This window comes from Ruegeria sp. HKCCD7303, assembly GCF_013111185.1.
GTDB lineage: Bacteria > Pseudomonadota > Alphaproteobacteria > Rhodobacterales > Rhodobacteraceae > Ruegeria.
Window position 1 is genome coordinate 122,194 of the sequence record NZ_WVRE01000004.1, and the last position, 22,296, is coordinate 144,489.

Consider the following 22,296-nt stretch of genomic DNA (forward strand, 5'->3'; position numbering starts at 1 on the left):
CTGTTATTGCTCGAAATGGCTGCGCAAGTAATCCCAGGCATCCACTTCGGTGCCGTCTGTCAGAATGCAGACACCAAAAACGCTGCCGTCTTCGTTTTTCCGAAGTTGATACGTCCCGTCGTTTTCGATGCAAAATGTTGCTGCGGGGTTGGGCATGGAGGTTTTGGTGCCTTCGGCAACGGCAGCCGAAGCAAACAAGACGCTGGCCGTCAGTAAAACTAAAGATTTCACGAAGAATTCCTTCTATGTTCAAACGCTCTTTAAAAACATTGCCACAGGTGAATGTGAATTCAACCCTCAACTCTGCGGCAAATTTCATGCTTCCGCCTTGTTATTGCCCTGCACAGCCCCTACGACCCGGGTCATGAGGATTTTGTTTCTTGGCGATGTCATGGGGCGCGCGGGCCGCGCTGCCGTTCAGCAGCACTTGCCGCGTCTGCGCGATGAATGGCGGCTGGATTTTGTTGTGGTCAACGGCGAAAACGCGTCGAACGGTATGGGCCTGAGCGGCGATCACGCCAAGCTGCTTCTGGATGCGGGTGCGGATTGCCTGACGCTGGGTGATCATGCCTTCGATCAGAAGGACATGTTGCAATATATCGAGAAAGAGCAGCGCATCGTGCGCCCGGTGAACTTTGCCAAAGGCGCACCGGGGCGGGGGCATCGGCTGTTCAATGCACCGGGTGGGCGCAAGGTTCTGGTCGCGCAGGTGCTTGGGCAGGTTTTCATGAAACGGCCCTTTGACGATCCGTTCTCGGCCATCGAACCGATCCTGAAGTCGCATCCTCGCGGGGGGCAGGCGCAAGCCATCATCGTGGACATGCATTGCGAGGCGACGTCCGAGAAAATGGCGATGGGCCATTATTGCGATAAACGTGCCAGCCTCGTTGTAGGAACGCACACTCATGTGCCGACCGCAGATTCTCAGATATTGCCGGGTGGTACAGGCTATCTGACAGATGCAGGCATGTGCGGAGACTACGACTCGGTCATCGGGATGGACAAGCAGGAACCGATGCGCCGCTTCATCACCGGTATGCCCAAGGCGCGGTTCACCCCTGCAAATGGTGAAGCAACGCTGAGCGGCGTTTTCGTGGAAACTGATGATCGCGACGGGCGGGCAAAATCTGTGCATATGGTGCGCGTCGGGGGGCGTTTGGAACAAGCTGGGCCTGAATAACAAACGTCAGGCTTGCTCTGCCGTGCGCAATGCGTGAAACTGCATGTCATCAGGCGCTTGGGCCCGGGTTCGGACAGAATACCACGAATGAATTTCCTTTCACTGACAGACACGGGCAGCGCAATTCTGGCGTTGCTTATCGTTGCGGGCATGTTCGTCATGTTCCTTCGCGAGGTTTATCCGACCGAAGTGGTGGCCATCGGAGGCGTCTCACTGATGCTTGTTACGGGCATTCTGCCCTATCAAAGCGCGTTGGCGGTTTTGTCCAATCCCGCGCCTTGGACGATCGCAGCAATGTTCATCATCATGGGGGCCCTGGTGCGAACGGGGGCATTGGATTCGTTCACCTCAACCGCGCAGAAACAGGCTCAGGTAAACCCGCGCATCGCGATTGGGCTGCTCATGGCGTTTGTCGTTCTGGCCTCGGCTGTGGTGTCGAACACGCCGGTGGTTGTGGTCATGATCCCGGTCTTTGTACAAATTGCGCGAACCTTGAATGTGCCCGCGTCCAAGCTGCTGATTCCGTTGAGTTACGCGGCCATTCTGGGCGGCACGCTGACATTGATCGGTACGTCGACCAACCTGCTGGTTGATGGCGTCGCGCGCGCTCAGGGGATGACACCCTTTACAATCTTCGAGGTCACGCCGCTGGGGATCGTCCTTGTGATCTACGGGATGATTTATTTGCGCTTCATCGCGCCCAAGCTTTTGCCCGAGCGTGACAGTATGGCGTCATTGCTCAGCGACCGGTCGAAGATGAAGTTCTTTACCGAAGCCGTCATTCCACCCGACAGCAACCTGATCGGGCGCGAAGTGACCGGTGTTCAATTGTTCAAACGACCCGGAGTCCGTCTGATCGACGTGGTTCGCGGGGATGAATCTCTGCGGCGCAATCTGAAAGGCGTTGAGCTGAGGGTTGGCGACCGTGTGGTTTTGCGGACCGAGATGACCGAGTTGTTGAGTTTACAAAGCAACAAGGAACTCAAGCGAGTGGACCAGGTTTCCGCCGTTGAAACCAAGACGGTCGAAGTGCTGATCACACCCGGATGCCGCATGGTGGGGCGGACCTTGGGAATGCTGCGCCTACGGCGGCGATATGGTGTCTATGTCTTGGCGGTTCACCGACGGAACCAGAATATCGGTCGCCAGTTGGACGATCTTGTGGTCCGTGTGGGTGACACGTTGCTGCTGGAAGGTGCGCCCGCCGACATACAACGGCTTGCGGCTGAAATGGATATGGTGGACGTCACCCAACCGTCGGCGCGCGCTTTCCGACGCAGCCATGCGCCCATTGCAATAGGCGCACTGATTGGGATTGTTGCGCTTGCTGCGCTGGGCATCGCACCGATCCTGCTGCTTTCGATTGTGGCGGTGGCAGTAGTCTTGGTGACCCGCTGTATCGATGCGGATGAGGCATTTTCCTTTGTCGAAGGTCGGCTATTGGCTTTGATATTTGCGATGCTCGCCATTGGCGCAGCATTGGACAGTTCTGGCGCCGTGTCGTTGATTGTCGAGGCTGTTGCGCCTGGGCTTAGCGCTTTGCCGCCCTTCCTGATCATCTGGGCGGTCTATCTGCTGACCTCCGTCCTGACTGAACTGGTCTCGAACAACGCTGTTGCTGTTGTTGTTACGCCAATCGCCATTGGTTTGGCGCAGGCCGTGGGAATGGACCCGCGTCCGCTTGTGGTCGCGGTCATGGTGGCGGCTTCGGCCTCATTTGCAACGCCGATCGGCTATCAGACGAATATGATGGTCTATGGCCCCGGAGGTTATCGGTTTACCGATTTCATGAAGGTGGGCATCCCGCTGAACTTGACAGTTGGGTTGCTGGCGTCGCTGCTGATCCCGTTGATCTGGCCCCTTTAGGATCGGCTTAGAATTGCCACCTGTTTCAGGAAGCCCTTGTAAACGTGCAAAGACACACGATCTTTTTGAAATGTGATTTGTAAAAGGGGATTTGCCATGCTGACGACCGGAAAAGCCATATTGGCAGGTGCAGTGTTTGCCGCCATGATCAGTAGTGTCGCGATGGCGGGCACGGTTGAAGGTACCGCGACGTATCGAGAGCGTATCGCCCTTCCGCCCAATGCAACCCTGTTTGTTGAGCTTCAGGATATTTCGCTGGCCGATGCACCAGCCGTGACACTCTCGGCGCAACGATACGCTTTGACAGGTGTGCCTGCGCAGTTTGAACTGACCTATGATGATGCGTTGATCAAAGAAGGGCACAGCTACGCGGTGCGAGCGACGGTCACGCAGGGGCAAAAGCTGTTGTTCACTACAGACACGGTTTATCCGGTCCTGACAAACGAAGCGGGGAACTCGGCTGACTTGTTGCTGGTCCAAGCCCAAAGTCAGGGAAGTGTGACGATTGAGAACACCGAATGGGTTGCCGCAACCCTGAATGGCGCGCCTCTTGAGACGGAAAAACGCCCAGAGCTGAGTTTTGGGCAAGGCGGGTCCTTTGGTGGCAGCGGCGGCTGTAACCGGTTCAGCGGTCAGGCCGAGATTTCAGGCAACCGGCTCACATTTCCCGACAACATGGCCGCAACCCTCATGGCTTGTCCGCCCGAGTTGGATGAAGTTGAGCGCGCCTTCCTCAAGACGATGCAAAGCGTCACGTCCTTTGCGATGGAAGGCGACGCGCTGGCTCTTCTGAACGGCGACGGAGAGCCGGTGATCAAGCTGGTCCGCAAATAAAGCAGAGGGGCCATCAGGCGACAGCCCTAGACCGCCCTGCGTTGCACCCCGAAAATATGCAACCGCCCAAGAACGTACCCTCGAGCGCGTTGTAGCCGTGGTAGCCTCCACCGCCGAACCCGGCGACTTCGCCAGCGGCGAACAGGCCAGGCACCACCTTTCCATCGCCTCCGATCATCTGGCTGTCCAGGTTGGTTTGCAACCCGCCCAACGTTTTACGCGTCAGAACGTGCAGCTTGACCGCGATCAGCGGGCCGTTGGTCGGATCGAGGAACTTATGCGGTTTTGCTGTGCGGATCAGCTTGTCGCCGCGATAGTTTCGGGCGGCCAGAATCGCCATCATCTGGGCGTCTTTTGAGAATGGATTGTCGACCTGCGAGTCGCGCGCTTCGATCTGCCCGCGCAAGTGCGCCTCGTCAATCAACCCACCGCCCAGATGGTTCATCCCGTTGACCAGTTCGGTCAACGTGTTGGCGACGACGAAATCCTCGCCATGTTCTTTGAACGCTTCCACCGGTGCGGTTGCTTTGGAGCCTGACAGGATGCGCTGACGGATGACCTCTTTCCAACTGCCGGAGGTAAAGTCCGGGTTCTGTTCAGACCCGGATAGGGCGAATTCCTTCTTGATGACCTTTTGGGTCAGAACAAACCAGCTGTATTCGTATCCTGTTTTCAGGATTTCCTTCAGCGTCCCCAGCGTATCGAACCCCGGCAGGCAGGGCGGTTCCAGACGGTTTCCTTTGGCGTCGAACCACATAGAGCTGGGGCCGGGCAGAATGCGTATGCCATGGGCAGGCCAGATCGGATCCCAGTTGCGGACGCCTTCGGTGTAATGCCACATGCGGTCGCCGTTGATCACATGTCCGCCGGCTTTTTCGCTGATCGCGATCATGCGGCCATCGACATGAAAGGGCACGCCAGCCACCATGTCTTTTGGAGGTTCGCCCAGACGATCCTTGGGCCAGTTCTGCCGAACCATTTCAAAGTTGCCGCCAATACCACCCGAGGTAACGATGACCGACGGCGCATAGGCCTCGAACTCTCCCACTTCGTCCCGGTTGGTCTTTCCGCCACGTTGGGCGGTGTCGTTGGCCAAAACCTCGCCTGATACGCCTTTGGCCGTGCCGTTCTGCATGATGATATGGCTGACCTGATGGCGGAACTTCAGCTGGATCAGACCGGCGCTGGCATGTTCGCGGACCCGACGGATGAAATGCTCCAGAACGCCGGGGCCAGTGCCCCAAGTGATGTGAAAACGCGGAACAGAGTTGCCATGCCCGTTCGCATAGGATCCACCGCGTTCTGCCCAACCTACGACCGGAAACCAGCGCAAACCCATCTGATGCAACCAGGGGCGCATTTCACCAGCCGCAAACTCGACATAACTCTCGGCCCATTTGCGGGGCCAAGCGTCTTCCGCGCGGTCGAACTGTGCGCTGCCCATCCAGTCACGAAGGGCAAGCTCTTGGCTGTCGTGTATGCCCATCCGCCGTTGTTCCGGAGTGTCGACCATGAACAAACCACCGAGGCTCCAGAACGCCTGACCACCCAGAAAGCTCTCGGGCTCCTGATCGACAATGATGACCTTTTTGCCCCGGTCGCCCAGTTCAGCTGCGGCGGCCAGTCCGGCTAGGCCTGCGCCGACGACAATCGCATCTGCTGTGTTCTTGGTCATGAACTGTCCTTTCAGCGTCGTCGAAACCAAACGAGGAACGGCAGCACGACGGCATACATCGTGATCCCGTAGACTGCGGACGGCAGGGCCAGAGGGCTAAATCCGCTCTCTGTGCCTGTGATTAGGGCCGCCAGTGTAATGCCCAGTGTCGAGTTCTGGATGCCAGTGTCAATTGAAATGCTTTTACACTCGGCCCATGACAGATTTGCAGCACGTGCGATCCCCAGCCCAATAAGCAAAAGGGCCACGTTAAGCGAGATCAGACCGGTGCCCATGATGCCCAGGTTATCAATGAAAATCTGCCAGTTTCCAGCCAGGGCGGCCACGACAATCATTACAAACAAAACGGTTGCGAGCGTCGAAAGTCCGCCCTCGATGCGGTTTGCAAACCCGGTTGCAAACCTGCGAACTCCGACCCCAATGGCAACGGGAAGGGTGGTGATCAGAAACATGGCAATCGCCAGGCCGCTGATCGACACATCTGGCGCGTTTTCCCCCATGAAATAGGTAATGGACCACGCCGCCAGAAACGGCACTGTCAGGATTGAAAAGATGCTGATCACCGCAGTCAGGCTGACGGAAAGCGCCACGTCGCCCTTGGCTAGCTTGGTCAGTATGTTGCTGGTCACACCGCCCGGGCAAAAGCTGAGCAGCATGAAGCCAACTGCGATTTCAGGGGGCAGTCCAAACAGTGTGACGGTGAAGAACGCAGCAATGGGCAGAAGTACGACCTGACATACCGCACCAATTGCAAAAGGATATTTCCGGTTCAGCACACGCCGGAAATCCGCGATCTCTAGCCCGATGCCTAGGGACAGCATTATGGTGGCAAGCGAGATCGGCAGGCCGACATTGATGAGCAAATCCAAGAACAACTCCTCCCAAAGTCGTTTCGGATCAGCCTATGCGAGCATGAAAGGCGCAGGCAACCGCGCCGTTAGGTCACTTGTAGCGTTCGACGAAGCGGCGCAGGATTTCGCCGGGTTGGGTGACGTCTGCGGCGTTGCAGATGTCGATCAGGCGCTGGGCGTCTTCGGGCGGGAAATAGCCGTGATGTTTGTAGATGTTGATGCGCTGCTCAAAGTCTCTTGCATCCGCTTCGGGGTGAAACTGTGTGGCATAGACGTTCTGACCAAAGCGGATCATCTGAAACGGGCAGGGGTCTGAGGCAACAAGATGTACGCAGCCTTCGGGCAAAGCCTGAACAGCTTCTTTGTGGCCAACGAAGGCGTCGAACTCCAGGTTCAGCCCGGCTGTCAGTGGATCATTGGCACCATCGTCCGTCAGGCGGCAGGCTGACGGTCCGACCGGTTCGCCATAGCGGGCTTTGCTGACTTCACCGCCCAGATGTGCGGCCAGAACGCCCAAACCATAGCAGCAGCCCATGAAGGGGTGATCCTGCGCCGTGATCTGCGGCATGAGCCCCATGACCGCACCTTCGATCTTTGCATCCAGTTCAGATTTCGTCGCGTGATCATCGCTGACACAGCCGGGACCACCGCCAACGATGACACCTGCATAGTCTGTTACATCCAAACTTTCAGGCAGGTCCTCACAATCCAGCCGGATACGGTGGGTTTGCTCGGGCGCAAGGCCAGTCTTGTCCAGAATCGAAGCATATTCGGCGTCGGATGCATCCGTTTCCGGGCGCAGTTGCAGGATCAAAAAGCGTTTCATATGCTGCCTTTACCCGTCAAAGCGGCCAGAAGACAAGGATGGCAGGTATGGAAACCGCGATGATCAGCACCTCAAGCGGCAGACCCATGCGCCAGTAATCGCCGAACCGATAGCCTCCGGGGCCCAGAACCAGCGTATTGTTCTTGTGTCCAATTGGCGTGAGGAACGCGGCCGAGGCAGCTACCGCAACCGTCATCAGGAATGGGTCGGGTGAAACCTCGAGCGTGCGGGCCATTTGGATACCAACAGGGGCGGCGACAATGGCGGTGGCAGTGTTGTTCAGCACATCCGACAATGTCATGGTCACGATCATCAACACAGTCAGGATCGCCCAAGCGGGCAGACCATCGGTCAGTTGGATCAGCGCATTTGCAATGAGTTCAGTCCCGCCAGAGGTCTCCAAAGCACTGCCAAGTGGGATCATCGACCCCAGAAGGACAACCACCGGCCATTCGATGTGATTATAGATGTCGGCAATTGGCATGATCTTGGTCAGCACATAAGCGATGACAACCAGACCCAAAGCTATCGGCAGGTAGATCAACCCAATACTTGCGGCCAAAACGGCGGCAGCAAACAGGCCGATGGCCAGCCACGCTTTATCGTTTGCGGTAACATTCAGGCCGCGTCCGGCAAGGGGCAGGCAACCCAGCCACTCCGTCACATCCGCAGCGCGGTCGCGCGGGCAAAGCAGCAGCAGGATATCGCCGGGTTCCACCTCGGTTTTGCGAACCTGTTGGGTGATTTGTCGCCCCTGACGTGAGATGCCCATCAGCACTGTACTCTGCCGCCAGGCCAGTCCAAGACCCTGTGCGGTGCGCCCGGTGATGCGGGCGCTTTCCGGCACAACCACCTCGATGACTTCAAGCCCGTCGCCCTCAGCCGTCAGTAACTCCTGCCGTCGCGTGTCCGAAAAGTCGAGATTCAGCGCGGCGCGAAATTCGTCCAACGCCTCGGGTCGGGCCTCCAAAACCAGTGCGTCGCCTTCCTTCAGCGTGGCATGGGCGGATCGGCCATAACGCCTCTTGCCATCGCGGATCAGACCAATGATGGCGACATCAGATTTTTCAGCTGCCTCATAGAGCTCACTCACGCGTTTTCCGATATGGATCGAACCCGGCGGGATGGTTAGTTCGGCGATATACTCGGCCAGTGCTTCTGAGGTTTCAGTTTGCGGCCCGCGGTTAGGGATCAGACGCCAGCCGACCAGAGCGACAAAGGCAAGACCCGCAATTGCGGCTATCCCGCCCACGGGCGCAAAATCAAACATGTGAAACGGCTCGCCCAGCGTCTCGGCCCGGATCGACGCGATGATGATGTTCGGAGGGGTGCCGATCAGGGTCGCCATCCCCCCCAGAATGGTTGCAAAGCTCAGCGGCATCAGTGACAGACCCACAGACCGCCCGGCTTTGCGTGCGGTCTGGATGTCTACGGGCATCAACAGCGCCAGCGCCGCCACGTTGTTCATGAAGGCTGACAGGACCGCGCCGATCCCGCCCATCAGCGCAATATGCGCGCCCAGCCCCCGTGAGGCATCGACCAAAGTGCGGGTAATCATGAAAACCGCCCCCGAACGGACCAGCCCGGCCGAGACGACCAGCACAAGTGCCACGATGATGGTGGCCGGGTGGCCGAACCCTGCAAAAGCGTCATCCACTGGCACAACACCCAGCATGACGCCGATCATCAGCGCGGCGAAGGCCACAAGATCGTACCGAAACCGACCCCAAAGCAACATTCCAAAGACTGTGATGAAAAGCGAAAAAAGAATGATCTGATCTGTCGTCATGCCGTCACCATACAAGCCAGTGGTACTGTCGCAAGCCGCTCTCTTGATCCTGCCCCCCGCAAACGTCTATATGAGCGCCGAACACGCAATCACGATGACGAGGACGCATTATGGCAGGCCACTCCAAATGGGCCAACATCCAGCACCGCAAGGGACGTCAGGACGCCGCGCGGTCCAAACTCTTTTCCAAGCTGTCGAAAGAGATCACCGTCGCTGCCAAGATGGGCGACCCTGATCCCGACAAGAACCCGCGCCTGCGTCTGGCCGTAAAAGAAGCCAAGTCGAACTCGGTCCCGAAGGACGTGATCGACCGCGCAATCAAGAAATCGGTCGCCGGTGAAGGCGACGATTATGAAGAAATCCGCTACGAGGGTTACGGCCCGAACGGTGTCGCGGTGATCGTCGAGACCATGACCGACAACCGCAACCGCACCGCCTCGACCGTGCGTTCGACCTTTTCCAAGAATGGCGGCAATCTGGGTGAGACGGGCTCGGTCGGGTTTATGTTCGACCGTAAGGGCGAGGTTGTCTATCAGGCGGATGCCGGCGATGCGGATACGATTTTCGAAGCCGCGATCGAGGCCGGGGCCGAGGATGTCGAAAGCTCGGAGGATGGTCACATCATCTGGTGCGCCGATACCGACCTGAACGATGTATCGAGCGCGCTGGAAGAAGCGTTGGGTGAATCGGAATCGACCAAGCTGGTATGGAAGCCCACCACCACGACCGAGCTGGGGCTGGAAGATATGCAAAAGCTGATGAAGCTGGTGGATGCGCTGGAAGACGATGACGACGTGCAACGCGTTACGACCAATTTCGAAGCCACTGACGAAGTGATGGCGCAGCTCTGAAAAAGCGCAAGATGCGGTTTGGAAACCCGGCCAACCTGGCCGGGTTTTTTCGTTTCCGGGCGATTTCCAATGGTTGTTGGCGGAATCCGTGGATGCGCTTAGGTTGGGCGGGTATTGATCTATGGAAAGATGCGACCGCAAGACCCATGACGCCCGAGACACCCGATGCTGCCAAACGCAATGTGCCTGTTCTGACTGGGCAGAGTATTATGTCTCAGGTTGCGTGGACCCTTGGCAGCCCATCGGTGGTATTGCCGTTTCTGGCGGTGTCTTTTGAGCTGCCAATGTTCGTGGCGGGTGCTTTGGTTTCGGTCCGGATGGTCGGCAGCATGATATCTGACTTCTTTCTGGCGCAATCCGTAGCGGCAAAATCCCAGAAGAAGCGGGCCATTGCCCTGACCGAAGCTGTTATCGGCGCTTGCCTGGTGACGGCCATGGCCGCCGCCGCGACCGGGATCGTTCCGCTGATTGCTGTGATCTTCGTTTCGGTTTTCTTTGTGATCGGCTTGGTGGACGAGGTCCAGAACCTCATGTTCACCGACCTGCTAGGCGATCATCTCCATTCACGCTCGCGCATGGTGATGCAATATTTGCAGCTTGGGGGTGGCGGCCTGTGTGCCATTGGCCTTGCTCTGCTAGTGCATCAGATCACCAAGGAAAACCCACCGTTTTCAAGACATTCCACCATGATCGGCGTGTCTGTTGCATTCTTTATGTTTTCGGGGCTTCTGATGTTGGCAATGACCGAGAACGCAGGCACTGCTGAACCGGCAAAGAAAGCTGAAACCAAACCAAAACTGTCATTTAGGGCCAATGTTCAGGGTATTCTGAGCATGTTCGAATTCCCTTGGTTTCGGCGCTTCATGATCATGCGTATGCCGTTGGTGGCGGTCACGCTCTCTGTTCCGTTCTTCGCGTTGATCGCGGCAGAGGCGCATCACAGTTCGGCACAAGGTCTGACTGCGATGATCGTGTCTTCTGCTTCGGGTTATCTTGTTTCGGGGCCATTATGGCAATTCGTGAATATGAAGTCCCATCGCGCTGTTATGATGGTTGGAACCTTGATGGTGGCTGCCACCGGAAGCGTCCTTTTGGCGTTCCACTACTTGGGCATCGATCACGATGTGCATCTGCATGCCATCGCTTTGTTTGTTGTCACCGTGGCGGTGACGGGGATCAGCAGTGCGCGCAAGCTGTATTTTCTGGATATCGCTCCCAAAGATCTGCGCGTGCAGGGGACGGCTGCGGTCAAATCAATTACTCGTTTGTCAGCTGTGCTGCTTTCGGCAGCCCTGGCCGCAGTGGCCCATATGCATGAGGTCGCATTGGCGGTCGCCTTCATTGTCGCCGCCAGCCTGGTGTCCTGCGTCACATGCTATCGAATGATGGAGCCTGTCCGGGAAGACGTATCCCAGCCGCAGGAGTAAAGCGCTTGTTCTCAAAAAAACGAAGAGATCTCGTTCAGGGGTTTCTTCAACTTTGCCACGGCTGGCACCGTGGCGGTTTCCGAAGGATGTCCCACTGCAATGATCATCGTCGGTTTCTCTGACGCGGGCCGGTCCAGCGCGTCGTTCAAAAACCGCATCGGGTTCGGGGTATGGGTCAAAGTGCTGAGACCGGCATGGTGCAGTGCAGCCAGCAAAAAGCCGGTGGCAATGTTCACGCTTTCCGGCACGTAGTAGTTCTTGTATCGCGTCCCATCTTCGAATTGTCCCCAGCGCTGGGCGAACACCACGAGCAGCCAGGGTGCAAAAGTCAGATGCTCTTTGACTGCGTTGGTGCCGATGGGCTCAAGCGCTTTGATCCACTCGTCGCCCGCGCCGCCCGCATAGAACCGGCGTTCTTCCTCTTCGGCCTCTTCGCGGATGCGTTGCTTCAGGTCAGGGGCGGAGATCGCAGCAAAGTGCCACGGTTGGTGATTGGCGCCAGAAGGCGCAGTGCCCGCTGTGCGCAAACACGTTTCGATTACAGAGCGGTCCACGGGGCGGGGGCTGAAATCCCGCACCGTATGGCGCTGGCGCATCTTGTCGTAGAACTGTTGTGCGGCACCTTGCATGTCCGCGTCGCTGATCTCGGATCGGTCCGGCAGGGGAATGGGATTATAGCTGAGGGCATCGCGTGAGAACATCGGTTCCTCCGAAACTGTGGTGTGCGATCAGTTCGCGCTGGGCGGTAACAGGACCTGCTTGGCGGCACGTCGAACGGCATGTGTAAGCGGTTTGAGGGCGGGTGCAAGTACGCGACCGACCTGCCAGTTGAGGGCAACATCCAGCGGAGCATTAGCGAGGAGGGGTTGCAACCGCCCGTCTTCCAAGGCGTCTTTGGAAAGGACTGCTGGGTTCATGCCCCATCCCAGACCGGCAATCGCGGCATCCACGAACCCGTTCGAGGACGGCAGGAAATGAAACGGCGGCGAAAGGTTAGGCGCGGCATATTGCGAAAGCCATGCCTTCTGCAGACTGTCCTTTTGGTTGAAAACCAGGCATGGCGCTTTGCCGAGCGTGCCCTCGTTAACACCATCCTTGAACCACGTTTCGATGAAGGCAGGGCTGGCCGTGGGCAGGTATCGCAGGACACCCAGCGGCGTCACATCACACCCTGTAACAGGACGCCCGCCTACTGTGACGGCGGCGCTGACCTCGCCGCGTTTCAACCACTCGGCCGAATGGTCCTGATCGTCGATGACAAGATCAAACAGCATATCGGGTACTTGCGCCATTACATCGATAAACCAAGTGGCCAGTACATCAGCAGGCACAGCAATGCGAACCCGCGCCGATACAGGATCCTGTTCCAAAGCCAGCTCACGGACCAATTGCGCCTCAAGCAGTCCAACATCCTCGGCATATCGGGCAATGCGCAGCCCTGCGGGTGTTCCGGTGCAAGGTGTACCCCGGCGGATCAGCGCCGCACCAACACGATCCTCCAGCGCCTTTATGCGCTGGGAAATTGCCGAAGGCGTGACAGCCAATTCCATGGCTGCGGCCTCAAAGCTGCCAAGCCGCAGAATGGTTGACAATGCGGAAAGTTGATTGGGGTCTAGCAACATTAGTTTTGCTTAATTCGGAATAGAATCTTTAATTTGATAGATTCCCCGATGGGGCTTAGTCAACGCTGCCAAAGCGCAGGAGGTTCCATGCCCACATCCACGATCGCCGGTTTTGCACTGGGTTTCAGCCTGATCCTCGCGATCGGTGCGCAAAACGCCTTTATTCTGCGGCAGGGGTTGCGGCGCGAGCATGTATTTGTTCTGTGCCTGACCTGCGCGATATCTGATGCGTTGCTGATCGGGGCAGGTGTCGCGGGATTTGGTACGCTCGCGCAGGCGGTGCCGTGGTTCGAAACCGTGATGCGTTATGGCGGGGCCGCGTTCCTAACTTGGTATGGGCTGCGCAGCTTGCATTCGGCATGGCGGGGCGGCGCGGTGATGGAGATTGGCAATGGCCAGCGCACCAGCCTGAAGGCCGCGTTGCTTACGGTACTCGCGTTCACCTGGCTGAATCCGCATGTCTATTTGGACACAGTGGTCTTGATCGGTTCAATCTCGGCGCAGTATGACGACCGTCTGGGGTTTGCGCTGGGCGCGATGACCTCCAGCTTTGTGTTCTTCTTCTCGCTTGGATACGGCGCGGGTATTTTGTCGCCTGTTTTTACGAGACCCCGGGCGTGGCAAGTACTGGATGCCGGAATTGGCGTCGTCATGCTGGGTATCGCACTGAAACTTGTTGTCATGTGAAGGGTTGTTCCTGGCTCGGTTTCGGTGTTCAACCTAGGCCATGACCTCACACACCGTTTCGTCCCGTCCTCTTGCAGGCATGTTCTGGATGTTTGCCGCCGGGCTGTCTTTTGTTGTAATGACAGCTTTGGTGAAGTCGCTGGGCACGACCATCAACCCGATTCAGGCTGCGTTCCTGCGATACGCCCTGGGCTTGGCGTTCCTTCTTCCGGCACTGCGGTCGATCATGGCGACCAAACTGACACCCCGGCTGTTGACCCTGTTCGGGGTGCGCGGGGTGGTTCATGCGGTTGCTGTTATGCTGTGGTTCTTTGCCATGACACAGATCCCCTTGGCAGAAGTCACGGCCATGAATTACATGACGCCCGTTTACGTGACTTTGGGCGCGGCCCTGTTTTTGGGGGAAAAGCTGGCCTTTCGGCGGATCGCGGCAATTCTGGTTGCTTTGGTTGGTGTGCTGATCATCCTACGGCCAGGGTTTCGAGAGGTGTCAGCGGGCCATCTGGCTATGCTGGGGACGGCGCTGACACTGGGCGGTTCTTATTTGCTGGCAAAACTGTTGGTGCGGGATGTGCCACCTTCTGTCGTCGTGGCGCATTTGTCGATTTGGGTGACGCTTGCGCTGATCCCATTTGCTGTGGCCGTCTGGACGCAACCCAGCTTGCGCGATCTCGGGGTTCTGTTTCTGGTGGCCTGTTTTGCCACCGCCGGTCATTATTTCATGACGCTGGCCTTGCAGGCTGCACCTGTGGCCGTCACGCAGCCGATCACGTTTCTTCAACTCATCTGGGCCACATTGCTGGGCGCAGTCGTGTTCCATGAAAGCGTTGATATCTGGGTCGTCGCCGGAGGCACATTGATCCTGTGCGCCGTCAGCTTCATCTCATGGCGCGAAGCAGTCCTGAATCGTCGAGACTTGACGCCCCCGAGTATTGCTCCGAAGCTGTGATACCGGCACCATCGAGACCTTCATTGATTGACGAGTCAATAAAAAACTCCTAGTTTGGAGTCATAACGCCTGTTCAGGGGGTCATGATGCCAAAAGTTGGAATGGAGCCAATCCGCCGCGATGCTATTGTCCGCGCGACAATTGCCGAGCTGGGTGTGCAGAAATCCCTTGATGTTACAGTTAGCCAAATTGCGAAACGGGCAGGTATGTCCAGCGCGCTGGCGCATCATTATTTCGGCGGCAAGGATCAGATTTTTCTGGCGGCGATGCGTCAGATCCTTTCGGATTTCGGTGATGAGGCGCGGGCCAAACTGAAGGCATCTGCTCCGGAAGGCCGGGCGCAGGCGATCATTGAGGCGTGTTTCGCCCCCTCGTGTTTCACACCTGACGTGATCGCTGCGTGGATGACCTTCTATGTTCTGGCGCAAACCAATGATGATGCACTGCGCTTGTGGCAGATCTATCAGGCACGCATCCGTTCAAACCTGATCCACGCTTTGCGCGCCAGGATGCAGGACCCGGTTGAAGCTGCTGAAAACATGATTGCTCTTATTGACGGGTTGTACATCCGCGCGGCGCTCAGCGCGCCGGAAGAACCGCAACTGGCCGTGTCACACGCGAAACGCGTGCTCAACACTCTGCTCGAGGCTGAAAAATGACAAAACCGAACGTTCTGATCCTGATGGTGGATCAGCTGAACGGAACCCTCTTTCCCGACGGTCCCGCAGACTGGCTTCATGCCCCGAACTTGAAGAAGTTGGCCGAACGTTCGACCCGGTTTGCAAACGCATACACGGCGTCGCCGCTCTGCGCGCCGGGGCGGGCCAGCTTTATGTCCGGTCAATTGCCTTCGCGCACAGGCGTCTATGACAACGCAGCTGAGTTCCGCAGCGACATCCCCACTTACGCACACCATTTGCGCCGGGCCGGGTACTATACCTGCTTGTCTGGCAAGATGCATTTTGTCGGTCCTGATCAGATGCACGGGTTCGAAGATCGTCTGACCACCGACATCTATCCGGCCGATTTTGGCTGGACCCCGGATTATCGAAAACCGGGCGAGCGGATCGACTGGTGGTACCACAATATGGGTTCTGTCACCGGTGCGGGTGTGGCCGAGATATCAAACCAGATGGAGTATGACGACGAGGTTGCCTATAACGCCAAGGCCAAGCTCTATGATCTGGCGCGCGGTAAGGATAATCGTCCGTGGTGCGTGACCGTCAGCTTCACGCATCCCCACGATCCATACGTCGCCCGCCGCAAGTACTGGGATCTGTACGAGGATTGTGAGCATCTGCTGCCCGAGGTCGCTGATATCGGCTACGACAATCAGGACCCACACGCCAAGCGTATCTTCGACGCCAATGACTGGCGCAGTTTTGACATCACCGAAGAAGACATCCGCAAATCCCGCCGCGCCTATTTTGCCAATATCTCCTATCTGGATGACAAGATCGGTGAGATCCTCGAAGTGCTGGAAACCACCCGGCAAGAGGCGATCATTCTCTTCGTCTCGGATCACGGCGATATGCTGGGCGAACGCGGCTTGTGGTTCAAAATGAACTTCTATGAAGGTTCAGCGCGTGTTCCCTTGATGATTTCATCCCCCGATCTGCCTTCAGGCCGGATCGACACTCCGGTGTCTACTATCGACGTAACGCCAACCCTTGGGGCATTGGCAGGGGTCGATATGGATGAAATTGCACCGTGGACGGATGGTGAAAACCTTGTGCCTCTTGCGCAGGGGGGCGAGCGCACCGCGCCGGTAGCGATGGAATACGCGGCAGAGGCATCTTATGCGCCGCTGGTCTCGTTGCGCTATGGCAAGTGGAAATACAACCGCTGCGCGTTGGACCCTGATCAGTTGTTTGATCTTGAGGCCGACCCTCACGAAATGACCAATCTGGCAGACAGCCCCGAACATGCAGGTACGCTTCAAACCTTGCGCGCAAAATCCGAAGCCCGCTGGGATCTGGATCGTTTTGACGCCGAAGTCCGAGCCAGCCAGGCAAGGCGCTGGGTCGTCTATGAGGCGCTGCGCCAGGGTGGATATTACCCGTGGGATTACCAGCCGCTGCAAAAAGCATCGGAACGCTACATGCGCAATCACATGGATCTGAACGTCGTCGAGGAAAACGCCCGCTTCCCGCGCGGCGAATAACCTCGTCATCTTTTCGAAAATACTCCCGCCGGAGGCATCCAGCCTTCTCGGCGGGGCAGGAGTTATGGAAATGGAAGCAGATTTTGTCATCGTTGGCGCCGGCTCTGCCGGATGCGCAATGGCATATCGTCTGAGCGAGGCAGGGGCCTCGGTTCTGGTGATCGAACATGGCGGCACCGATGCGGGGCCGTTCATCCAGATGCCAGCGGCGCTGAGCTATCCGATGAACATGTCGCGCTATGACTGGGGCTATCAATCCGAGCCTGAGCCGCAACTGAACAATCGCCGTCTGGCCTGTCCGCGCGGCAAGGTGATAGGCGGTTCGTCCTCGATCAACGGAATGGTTTATGTGCGCGGCCATGCGCGCGATTTCGACACCTGGGCCGAGATGGGTGCAGACGGGTGGTCCTATGCTGACGTACTGCCCTATTACAAGAGAATGGAAAGCTGGCATGATGGCGGCCATGGCGGGGATCCGTCGTGGCGCGGTACAGATGGCCCGCTGCATGTTTCGCGCGGTCCACGTGAAAACCCCCTGTTTAAGGCGTTTGTGGATGCCGGCCGGCAAGCCGGATACCAGGTTACGGGCGACTATAACGGCGAAAAGCAGGAAGGTTTTGGCCCGATGGAGCAGACCGTCTGGAAAGGACGGCGTTGGTCCGCAGCAAATGCCTATCTGAGACCTGCACTAAAACGCGACAATTGCGATATCGTTCGGGGTCTTGCTTCTAAAGTCGTGATGGAAAACGGTCGCGCCACAGGGGTGGAATTGATCCGTGGCGGCAAGAAAGAGGTCATTAAGGCTCGGCGTGAGGTCGTTCTGGCGGCGTCGTCGATCAACTCGCCCAAGCTGTTGATGTTGTCCGGAATCGGCCCGGCAGCGCATCTGGCTGACCATGGAATCGATATTGTGGCGGATCGTCCGGGGGTTGGCGCAAACCTGCAGGACCATCTGGAACTTTATATCCAACAAGCCTCTTTGCAGCCGATTACATTGTACAAACACTGGAACCTATTCAGTAAAGGTCTGATCGGTGCGCAATGGCTGTTTACCAAGACGGGTTTGGGGGCGTCGAACCAGTTCGAAAGTGCAGCCTTTATCCGATCGAAACCTGGTGTTGAGTACCCTGACATTCAGTATCATTTCCTGCCCATGGCAGTGCGTTATGACGGGCAGGCAGCAGCGGAAGGCCACGGGTTCCAGGCGCATGTCGGTCCGATGCGGTCTCCGTCGCGTGGATCTGTGACGCTGCGATCCGCTGAAGCTGCGGATGCGCCAGTCATAAAGTTCAATTACATGAGCCACGAAAAGGATTGGGAAGATTTCCGGACCTGTATCCGTTTAACGCGCGAAATCTTTGGTCAGGACGCGTTCGAACCCTATGCCGGCAAGGAAATCCAACCGGGCGCTTCTGTGCAATCAGACGAAGAACTGAACGGCTTTATCGCGGAGCATGCGGAAAGCGCCTATCATCCTTGCGGTACCTGCCGAATGGGGCGAGCGGATGACAAAAACGCAGTGGTCGATCCCGAAGGTCGTGTGATTGGGGTAGAGGGGCTGCGCGTTGCCGACAGTTCTATCTTTCCGCAAATTACCAACGGCAATCTTAACGCGCCGTCGATCATGGTGGGAGAGAAAGTGTCGGATTCCCTGTTGGGCAAAGACCCGTTGCCCAAAGCCAATGACCGGCCTTGGATCCACCCGAACTGGGCAACGGCACAGCGTTAACCTTTTGACATGCCCCCGCTTGAATACGCGTGATTTCAGGCGCATATCGGGGACATGTTAAGAATTTGTTTAGCTTTTGTTCTCTTTCTGCCATCTGTCGCGTTGGCCGCACAACGATTTATGGGGCAGATTCACGTGATCGACGCCGATACATGGGGTGTGGGCGGAGTCCGGGTTCGGTTGCATGGCATTGATGCCCCCGAGATAGATCAATCCTGTCATGACACCGAAGGTTCTCGCTGGCCATGTGGTGCGTGGGTTACGCAGGTCGTTCGGCAGAGGTATCAGGGTAAAACAGCGACTTGTGTGCCATTGGACCGGGATCGCTATGGCCGGGTTGTCGCAAAATGCACGTCGGGTGGGCAGGATGCAGCAGATCAACTGGTGCGGCAGAGCCTAGCCTTTGCCTGCCTCAAATATTCCAGTGCCTACGCCAGCGTTGAGAGGGACGCAAAAAGCCGAAAATTGGGGCTTCATCAGCAGTATATTCAAGTGCCTTGGGTGCACAGGGCGGCGGGAAAGTCACGATCGACAGTGAGTTGTCGGATCAAAGGGAATATCTCTGCGAAAGGGGACCGAATTTTTCACGTACCGGGCCAAAATTTTTATGCCAAAACTGAGATTGATATGTCCAGGGGCGAACACTGGTTTTGTTCTGCCGCTGAGGCTCGCGCTGCGGGATGGCGCGCGTCTCAGCGATGAAATTTGCGTCAAATTGATCCGCGTCAAAGCGAGCGCCGCCGGACGCATCTACGACTCATTTGCAACAACTAATTATGGAGCGAACAGGTATGTCCCACACCCCGCATGAACTGGCAGAAGAGTTCCCGGACAAAGTAGAACTGATGAGCCAGCTCAAACAGTCGGACGCGCATTTTGCCCGGCTTGCTGATGAGTATCACGAAATCAATCGCGTGGTGCATCGGGCAGAAACCAATGTTGAACCGATGGAGGAATTGGCCGAAGTGGATTTGCGCAAGAAGCGGGCAGCGTTGAAAGACGAAATCTGGGCGATCTTGTCCAAAGCCTAAGCCAAAAGGCGGGGGCTCTGCCCCCGTCGCGGCCTTGGCCGCGATTCCCCCGAGGTATTTCTGGCCAGATGAAGATCAGGTGACTTCGTAGGGCAGAGTGCCGCGTAAATCGGTGTCGATGCTGAGGCGACGTTCCAGGGGCGGGACCGAGCGCTGGTGGCAGGTTTGCCGTTCGCAGATGCGGCAAGATATGCCAATCGGTTCGTAAGAACTGGCATTGTTGATATCGAGGTTGTCGGCGTAGACAAGCGCCGGAGCATGCCGAACCTCGCACCCCAAGGCAATCGCATAGCGCCGGACAGGCGCGCCGAATGACCCGCCGGATTTCGATACATCTCGCGCAAGCGAAATATAGCGAACTCCATCTGGCGTTTCCGCCAATTGCCGAAGAAAATGCCCTGGTGTTTCAAAGGCCCGATGCACGTTCCACAAGGGGCATGCGCCGCCAAATCGCGCGAATTGAAGACGGGTGGCCGAGTGCCGCTTGGTGATCGTGCCAGCCTGATCCACGCGAACGAAAAAGAATGGGATACCTTTTGCTCCGGGGCGTTGTAGCGTCGATAGCCTATGGGCAATCTGCTCGATAGAAGCGCCAAATCGATTGCTCAGCAGTTCCAGATCGTGGCGCTCCTCTTGCGCGGCGGTCAAGAAGGTCGAATAAGGCATCAAAGACGCGCCGGCGAAATAGTTGGCCAGTCCAATCTTTGCAATTGACCGGGCCTCTTCGCTTTGAAACTTTGCAAAATCCAACGTTGCTTCCAGCAGCTTGTCCTGGCTGATCAAAGCAACCTGTAACAGCAATTGAAACACTTGGGTTTGCGGCGCAGCGCGCGAGGACAGGCGGAGAATCTTGCTTTCAGAATCGTATCTGCGCAGGGGGTCCATGTCTGAAAAAACGACCTGAATACCGCGTTCTGAAAGGCTGTTCAGGGCGGCCTGCCGAATCCCGCCGGGCCCGTCTGCCCGGTTGGAAAACAATTCTGCTGCCCTGTCCACGGCGTCGATATAGTTGTCGCAATAATGAAAGAAATCCCGCACCTCTTCCCACGGGCTGGCCTGAATGCGGGCATCTTCCCGACCCAGTGCTTCGTCCAGTGAGGCCAGGCGCTCGTGAGTTTGGCGGTAGGTTTTGTGTAATTCGATGAATGCGCGGGCCAAAGCGGGGGCGTTCGAGGCGGTCAGGCGCAAATCGGCCAGCGGAGGTTGAATGTCGGCAAACACCGGGTCGGCCAATGCCTCGCGCATGTCGGAGACAAGGCGTTCGCTATCGCCTGTGCTGAGTTCGGTCACGTCCATGCCGAATTCTTGCGCCAGAGCCAAAACAACCGTTGTTGAAATCGGTCTGTTGTTGTTCTCCATCTGGTTCAGGTAAGGCAAGGAAACACCCAGCTTGGCTGCGAATTCCCGCTGGGTCAGGGTCAGTCGTGTGCGCATCTCGCGCAGCTTTGCACCCGCATAGAGTTTTTGAGTCGCCATTGAGGGCCTTTGCAAGTTTTCTAAAATCGAAGTCTAACTTTGCAAACCTATCCATGCAAGCTGTCAGAGCCCCAATTGCCGTTCGCGTCGGATGACGGCCGCTATGGCGCAAATGGCCAGCAGGGCGGTTGTCAACATCAGCCACAACAGTGGCATTGCGCCGGTTTCGTGGGTCAGCAGTGCGCCTGCCAAGGCGCTGAGGCCTGCACCGCCGCCCAACATGATTGCACCACTCAGCCCTGACGCGGTCGCCGCCAGATGTGGGCGAACTGATAGGGCGCCCGATGTTGCATTGGGAATAACCATGCCGTTGCCCACACCTACAAAGGTCATAAGTCCAAAAAAACTGAGCGCCGTGCCGCTACCTGCCAGAAAAAGCAGGGCTGACAGTGCGACGCCGAAGGCGTTCAACAGGCTGCCCCAAAGCACCATGCGATTTACACCAATCCGTACGGAGTATCGCCCGCTGATGAAGTTCCCTGCAAAATATCCGACGGCCGGCGCGCCAAAATAGATACCGACCTGAGCAGCGCTCAACCCAAATAATTCCGTTCCGATGAACGGAGCGCCGCCCAGATAGGCAAAGAAGGCCCCTGACGAGAAGGCGCAGGCCAGTGAATACCCCCAGAAGCGGGGCGAGGTTAGCAACTCGGGGTATTCTTTGAATTGCTGTACGAGCGACTTCCCGCTTTTCGCTGCAGTTTCGCCGAAATCCGTGAATGTAAGGAACAAGGTTAAAGCGCCGATGGCAAATGGCAGCCAGAAATTGGCCTTCCAGCCGAGCGTCTCTTCCAGAATGCCGCCTATGGCAGGGCCGATCATGGGGACCACAGCCATACCCATGGTCACATACCCGATCATTGACGCAGCCTGATCCTGATCGTACATGTCGCGTACTGCGGCGCGACTGAGAACCATACCCACCACCACAACCGCCTGGCACATCCTGAAAACCAGAAAGATCTCGGCGTTGGGCGCGTAAATGCATCCCAGGGTCGCCAGCAGGAACAGCGCAAGACCCCAAAGCAGAACGGGTCTGCGACCTGCCTTGTCAGCGAGCGGTCCGATCACAATTTGCAGAATGGCGTTAATCAGCAGGTACAAAGCAATCGACAGCTGCATAACCTTGTAATCGGTTTCGAAATACAGCGCCATGTTCGGCAGGCTTGGCAGGAAAAGGTTCATGCTCAGGGCGGACAAGCCCGAAAGCAAGACAAGCGTTGCCAATGTAGGTGGTGTGCGCGGCACGGCGCCAGAGCTGAACTGCATGGTTCACATGTATAGCCACGGAATTTCGGAATGCCAGTCGTTGCCAAAAATCAATGCGATACTTAGCTAA

At 57.2% G+C, this 22,296-nt stretch carries 21 protein-coding genes; 12 read left to right on the top strand and 9 right to left on the bottom strand.

Translation table 11 applies throughout. The features are described 5' to 3' along the window. Positions 1 to 3 precede the first annotated feature (3 nt). On the bottom strand, positions 4 to 231 hold the full coding sequence (locus GS630_RS12430) for a DUF333 domain-containing protein (protein ID WP_171235465.1): 228 nt from the start codon (positions 229 to 231) through the stop codon (positions 4 to 6). 133 nt (positions 232 to 364) lie between these two features. Between GS630_RS12430 and GS630_RS12435 the strand changes: the two genes are divergently transcribed. The 3 genes from GS630_RS12435 (at position 365) to GS630_RS12445 (ending at position 3,880) form a co-directional block, all read left to right on the top strand. Continuing rightward, positions 365 to 1,180, top strand: a complete 816-nt coding sequence (locus tag GS630_RS12435) for a TIGR00282 family metallophosphoesterase (RefSeq protein ID WP_171235466.1) — start codon at positions 365 to 367, stop codon at positions 1,178 to 1,180. 87 nt (positions 1,181 to 1,267) lie between these two features. Further along, positions 1,268 to 3,046, top strand: coding sequence for an SLC13 family permease (locus tag GS630_RS12440; protein ID WP_171175487.1), 1,779 nt, complete (start codon positions 1,268 to 1,270; stop codon positions 3,044 to 3,046). Between the two features lie 96 nt (positions 3,047 to 3,142). Then, positions 3,143 to 3,880: a YbaY family lipoprotein gene (locus GS630_RS12445; protein WP_171175485.1), complete on the top strand. Its 738-nt coding sequence runs from the start codon at positions 3,143 to 3,145 to the stop codon at positions 3,878 to 3,880. 13 nt (positions 3,881 to 3,893) lie between these two features. On the opposite strand, the gene GS630_RS12450 is transcribed toward GS630_RS12445, so the two are convergent. The 4 genes from GS630_RS12450 to GS630_RS12465 all read right to left on the bottom strand — a co-directional run bounded on the left by GS630_RS12450 (position 3,894) and on the right by GS630_RS12465 (position 9,021). Then, positions 3,894 to 5,555 (bottom strand): FAD-binding dehydrogenase, encoded by a 1,662-nt coding sequence (locus tag GS630_RS12450; protein ID WP_171620577.1) that lies wholly within the window; start codon positions 5,553 to 5,555, stop codon positions 3,894 to 3,896. Between the two features lie 11 nt (positions 5,556 to 5,566). Then, positions 5,567 to 6,424 carry a bile acid:sodium symporter family protein gene (locus tag GS630_RS12455; protein WP_171175481.1) on the bottom strand — a complete coding sequence of 286 codons (858 nt, stop codon included), beginning with the start codon at positions 6,422 to 6,424 and terminating at the stop codon, positions 5,567 to 5,569. A gap of 73 nt (positions 6,425 to 6,497) precedes the next feature. Beyond that, positions 6,498 to 7,232 (bottom strand): glutamine amidotransferase, encoded by a 735-nt coding sequence (locus GS630_RS12460; protein ID WP_171620579.1) that lies wholly within the window; start codon positions 7,230 to 7,232, stop codon positions 6,498 to 6,500. 16 nt (positions 7,233 to 7,248) lie between these two features. Beyond that, the gene (locus tag GS630_RS12465) at positions 7,249 to 9,021 is read right to left on the bottom strand and encodes an SLC13 family permease (protein WP_171175477.1); all 1,773 of its coding nucleotides are present in this window, start codon (positions 9,019 to 9,021) and stop codon (positions 7,249 to 7,251) included. 110 nt (positions 9,022 to 9,131) lie between these two features. Between GS630_RS12465 and GS630_RS12470 the strand changes: the two genes are divergently transcribed. Continuing rightward, positions 9,132 to 9,872 carry a YebC/PmpR family DNA-binding transcriptional regulator gene (locus GS630_RS12470; protein WP_171175476.1) on the top strand — a complete coding sequence of 247 codons (741 nt, stop codon included), beginning with the start codon at positions 9,132 to 9,134 and terminating at the stop codon, positions 9,870 to 9,872. 92 nt (positions 9,873 to 9,964) lie between these two features. Continuing rightward, positions 9,965 to 11,299: an MFS transporter gene (locus GS630_RS12475; RefSeq protein WP_245223224.1), complete on the top strand. Its 1,335-nt coding sequence runs from the start codon at positions 9,965 to 9,967 to the stop codon at positions 11,297 to 11,299. Between the two features lie 11 nt (positions 11,300 to 11,310). On the opposite strand, the gene GS630_RS12480 is transcribed toward GS630_RS12475, so the two are convergent. Further along, positions 11,311 to 12,000, bottom strand: a complete 690-nt coding sequence (locus GS630_RS12480) for a nitroreductase family protein (protein WP_171175471.1) — start codon at positions 11,998 to 12,000, stop codon at positions 11,311 to 11,313. A gap of 27 nt (positions 12,001 to 12,027) precedes the next feature. After that, positions 12,028 to 12,921, bottom strand: a complete 894-nt coding sequence (locus GS630_RS12485; protein WP_171235473.1) for a LysR family transcriptional regulator ArgP — start codon at positions 12,919 to 12,921, stop codon at positions 12,028 to 12,030. Positions 12,922 to 13,008: 87 nt separating this feature from the next. Here GS630_RS12485 and GS630_RS12490 point away from each other — a divergent pair, with 87 nt between their 5' ends. The 7 genes from GS630_RS12490 to GS630_RS12520 all read left to right on the top strand — a co-directional run bounded on the left by GS630_RS12490 (position 13,009) and on the right by GS630_RS12520 (position 19,481). Beyond that, a complete protein-coding gene (locus tag GS630_RS12490; RefSeq protein WP_171175467.1) occupies positions 13,009 to 13,608 on the top strand; it encodes a LysE/ArgO family amino acid transporter in 600 nt (199 codons plus the stop codon). Positions 13,609 to 13,648: 40 nt separating this feature from the next. Beyond that, positions 13,649 to 14,557 (top strand): DMT family transporter, encoded by a 909-nt coding sequence (locus tag GS630_RS12495; protein ID WP_171175465.1) that lies wholly within the window; start codon positions 13,649 to 13,651, stop codon positions 14,555 to 14,557. A gap of 86 nt (positions 14,558 to 14,643) precedes the next feature. Continuing rightward, a complete protein-coding gene (gene betI, locus GS630_RS12500; protein WP_171175463.1) occupies positions 14,644 to 15,216 on the top strand; it encodes a transcriptional regulator BetI in 573 nt (190 codons plus the stop codon). Then, positions 15,213 to 16,721, top strand: a complete 1,509-nt coding sequence (gene betC / locus GS630_RS12505) for a choline-sulfatase (RefSeq protein WP_171175460.1) — start codon at positions 15,213 to 15,215, stop codon at positions 16,719 to 16,721. The genes betI and betC overlap by 4 nt, the downstream gene beginning before the upstream one ends. 70 nt (positions 16,722 to 16,791) lie before the next feature. Then, complete coding sequence (gene betA / locus GS630_RS12510) at positions 16,792 to 18,450, top strand: choline dehydrogenase (RefSeq protein WP_171175458.1); 1,659 nt, start codon at positions 16,792 to 16,794, stop codon at positions 18,448 to 18,450. A gap of 120 nt (positions 18,451 to 18,570) precedes the next feature. Next, on the top strand, positions 18,571 to 19,152 hold the full coding sequence (locus GS630_RS12515; protein ID WP_253285900.1) for a thermonuclease family protein: 582 nt from the start codon (positions 18,571 to 18,573) through the stop codon (positions 19,150 to 19,152). 89 nt (positions 19,153 to 19,241) lie between these two features. Further along, positions 19,242 to 19,481 carry a YdcH family protein gene (locus GS630_RS12520; RefSeq protein WP_171175447.1) on the top strand — a complete coding sequence of 80 codons (240 nt, stop codon included), beginning with the start codon at positions 19,242 to 19,244 and terminating at the stop codon, positions 19,479 to 19,481. A gap of 75 nt (positions 19,482 to 19,556) precedes the next feature. Here GS630_RS12520 and GS630_RS12525 read toward each other — a convergent pair whose 3' ends face one another. Then, positions 19,557 to 20,957, bottom strand: a complete 1,401-nt coding sequence (locus tag GS630_RS12525) for a short-chain fatty acyl-CoA regulator family protein (RefSeq protein WP_171175445.1) — start codon at positions 20,955 to 20,957, stop codon at positions 19,557 to 19,559. A 63-nt stretch (positions 20,958 to 21,020) separates the two neighbouring features. Beyond that, positions 21,021 to 22,226, bottom strand: a complete 1,206-nt coding sequence (locus GS630_RS12530; RefSeq protein WP_171620585.1) for a multidrug effflux MFS transporter — start codon at positions 22,224 to 22,226, stop codon at positions 21,021 to 21,023. Positions 22,227 to 22,296: the final 70 nt, after the last annotated feature.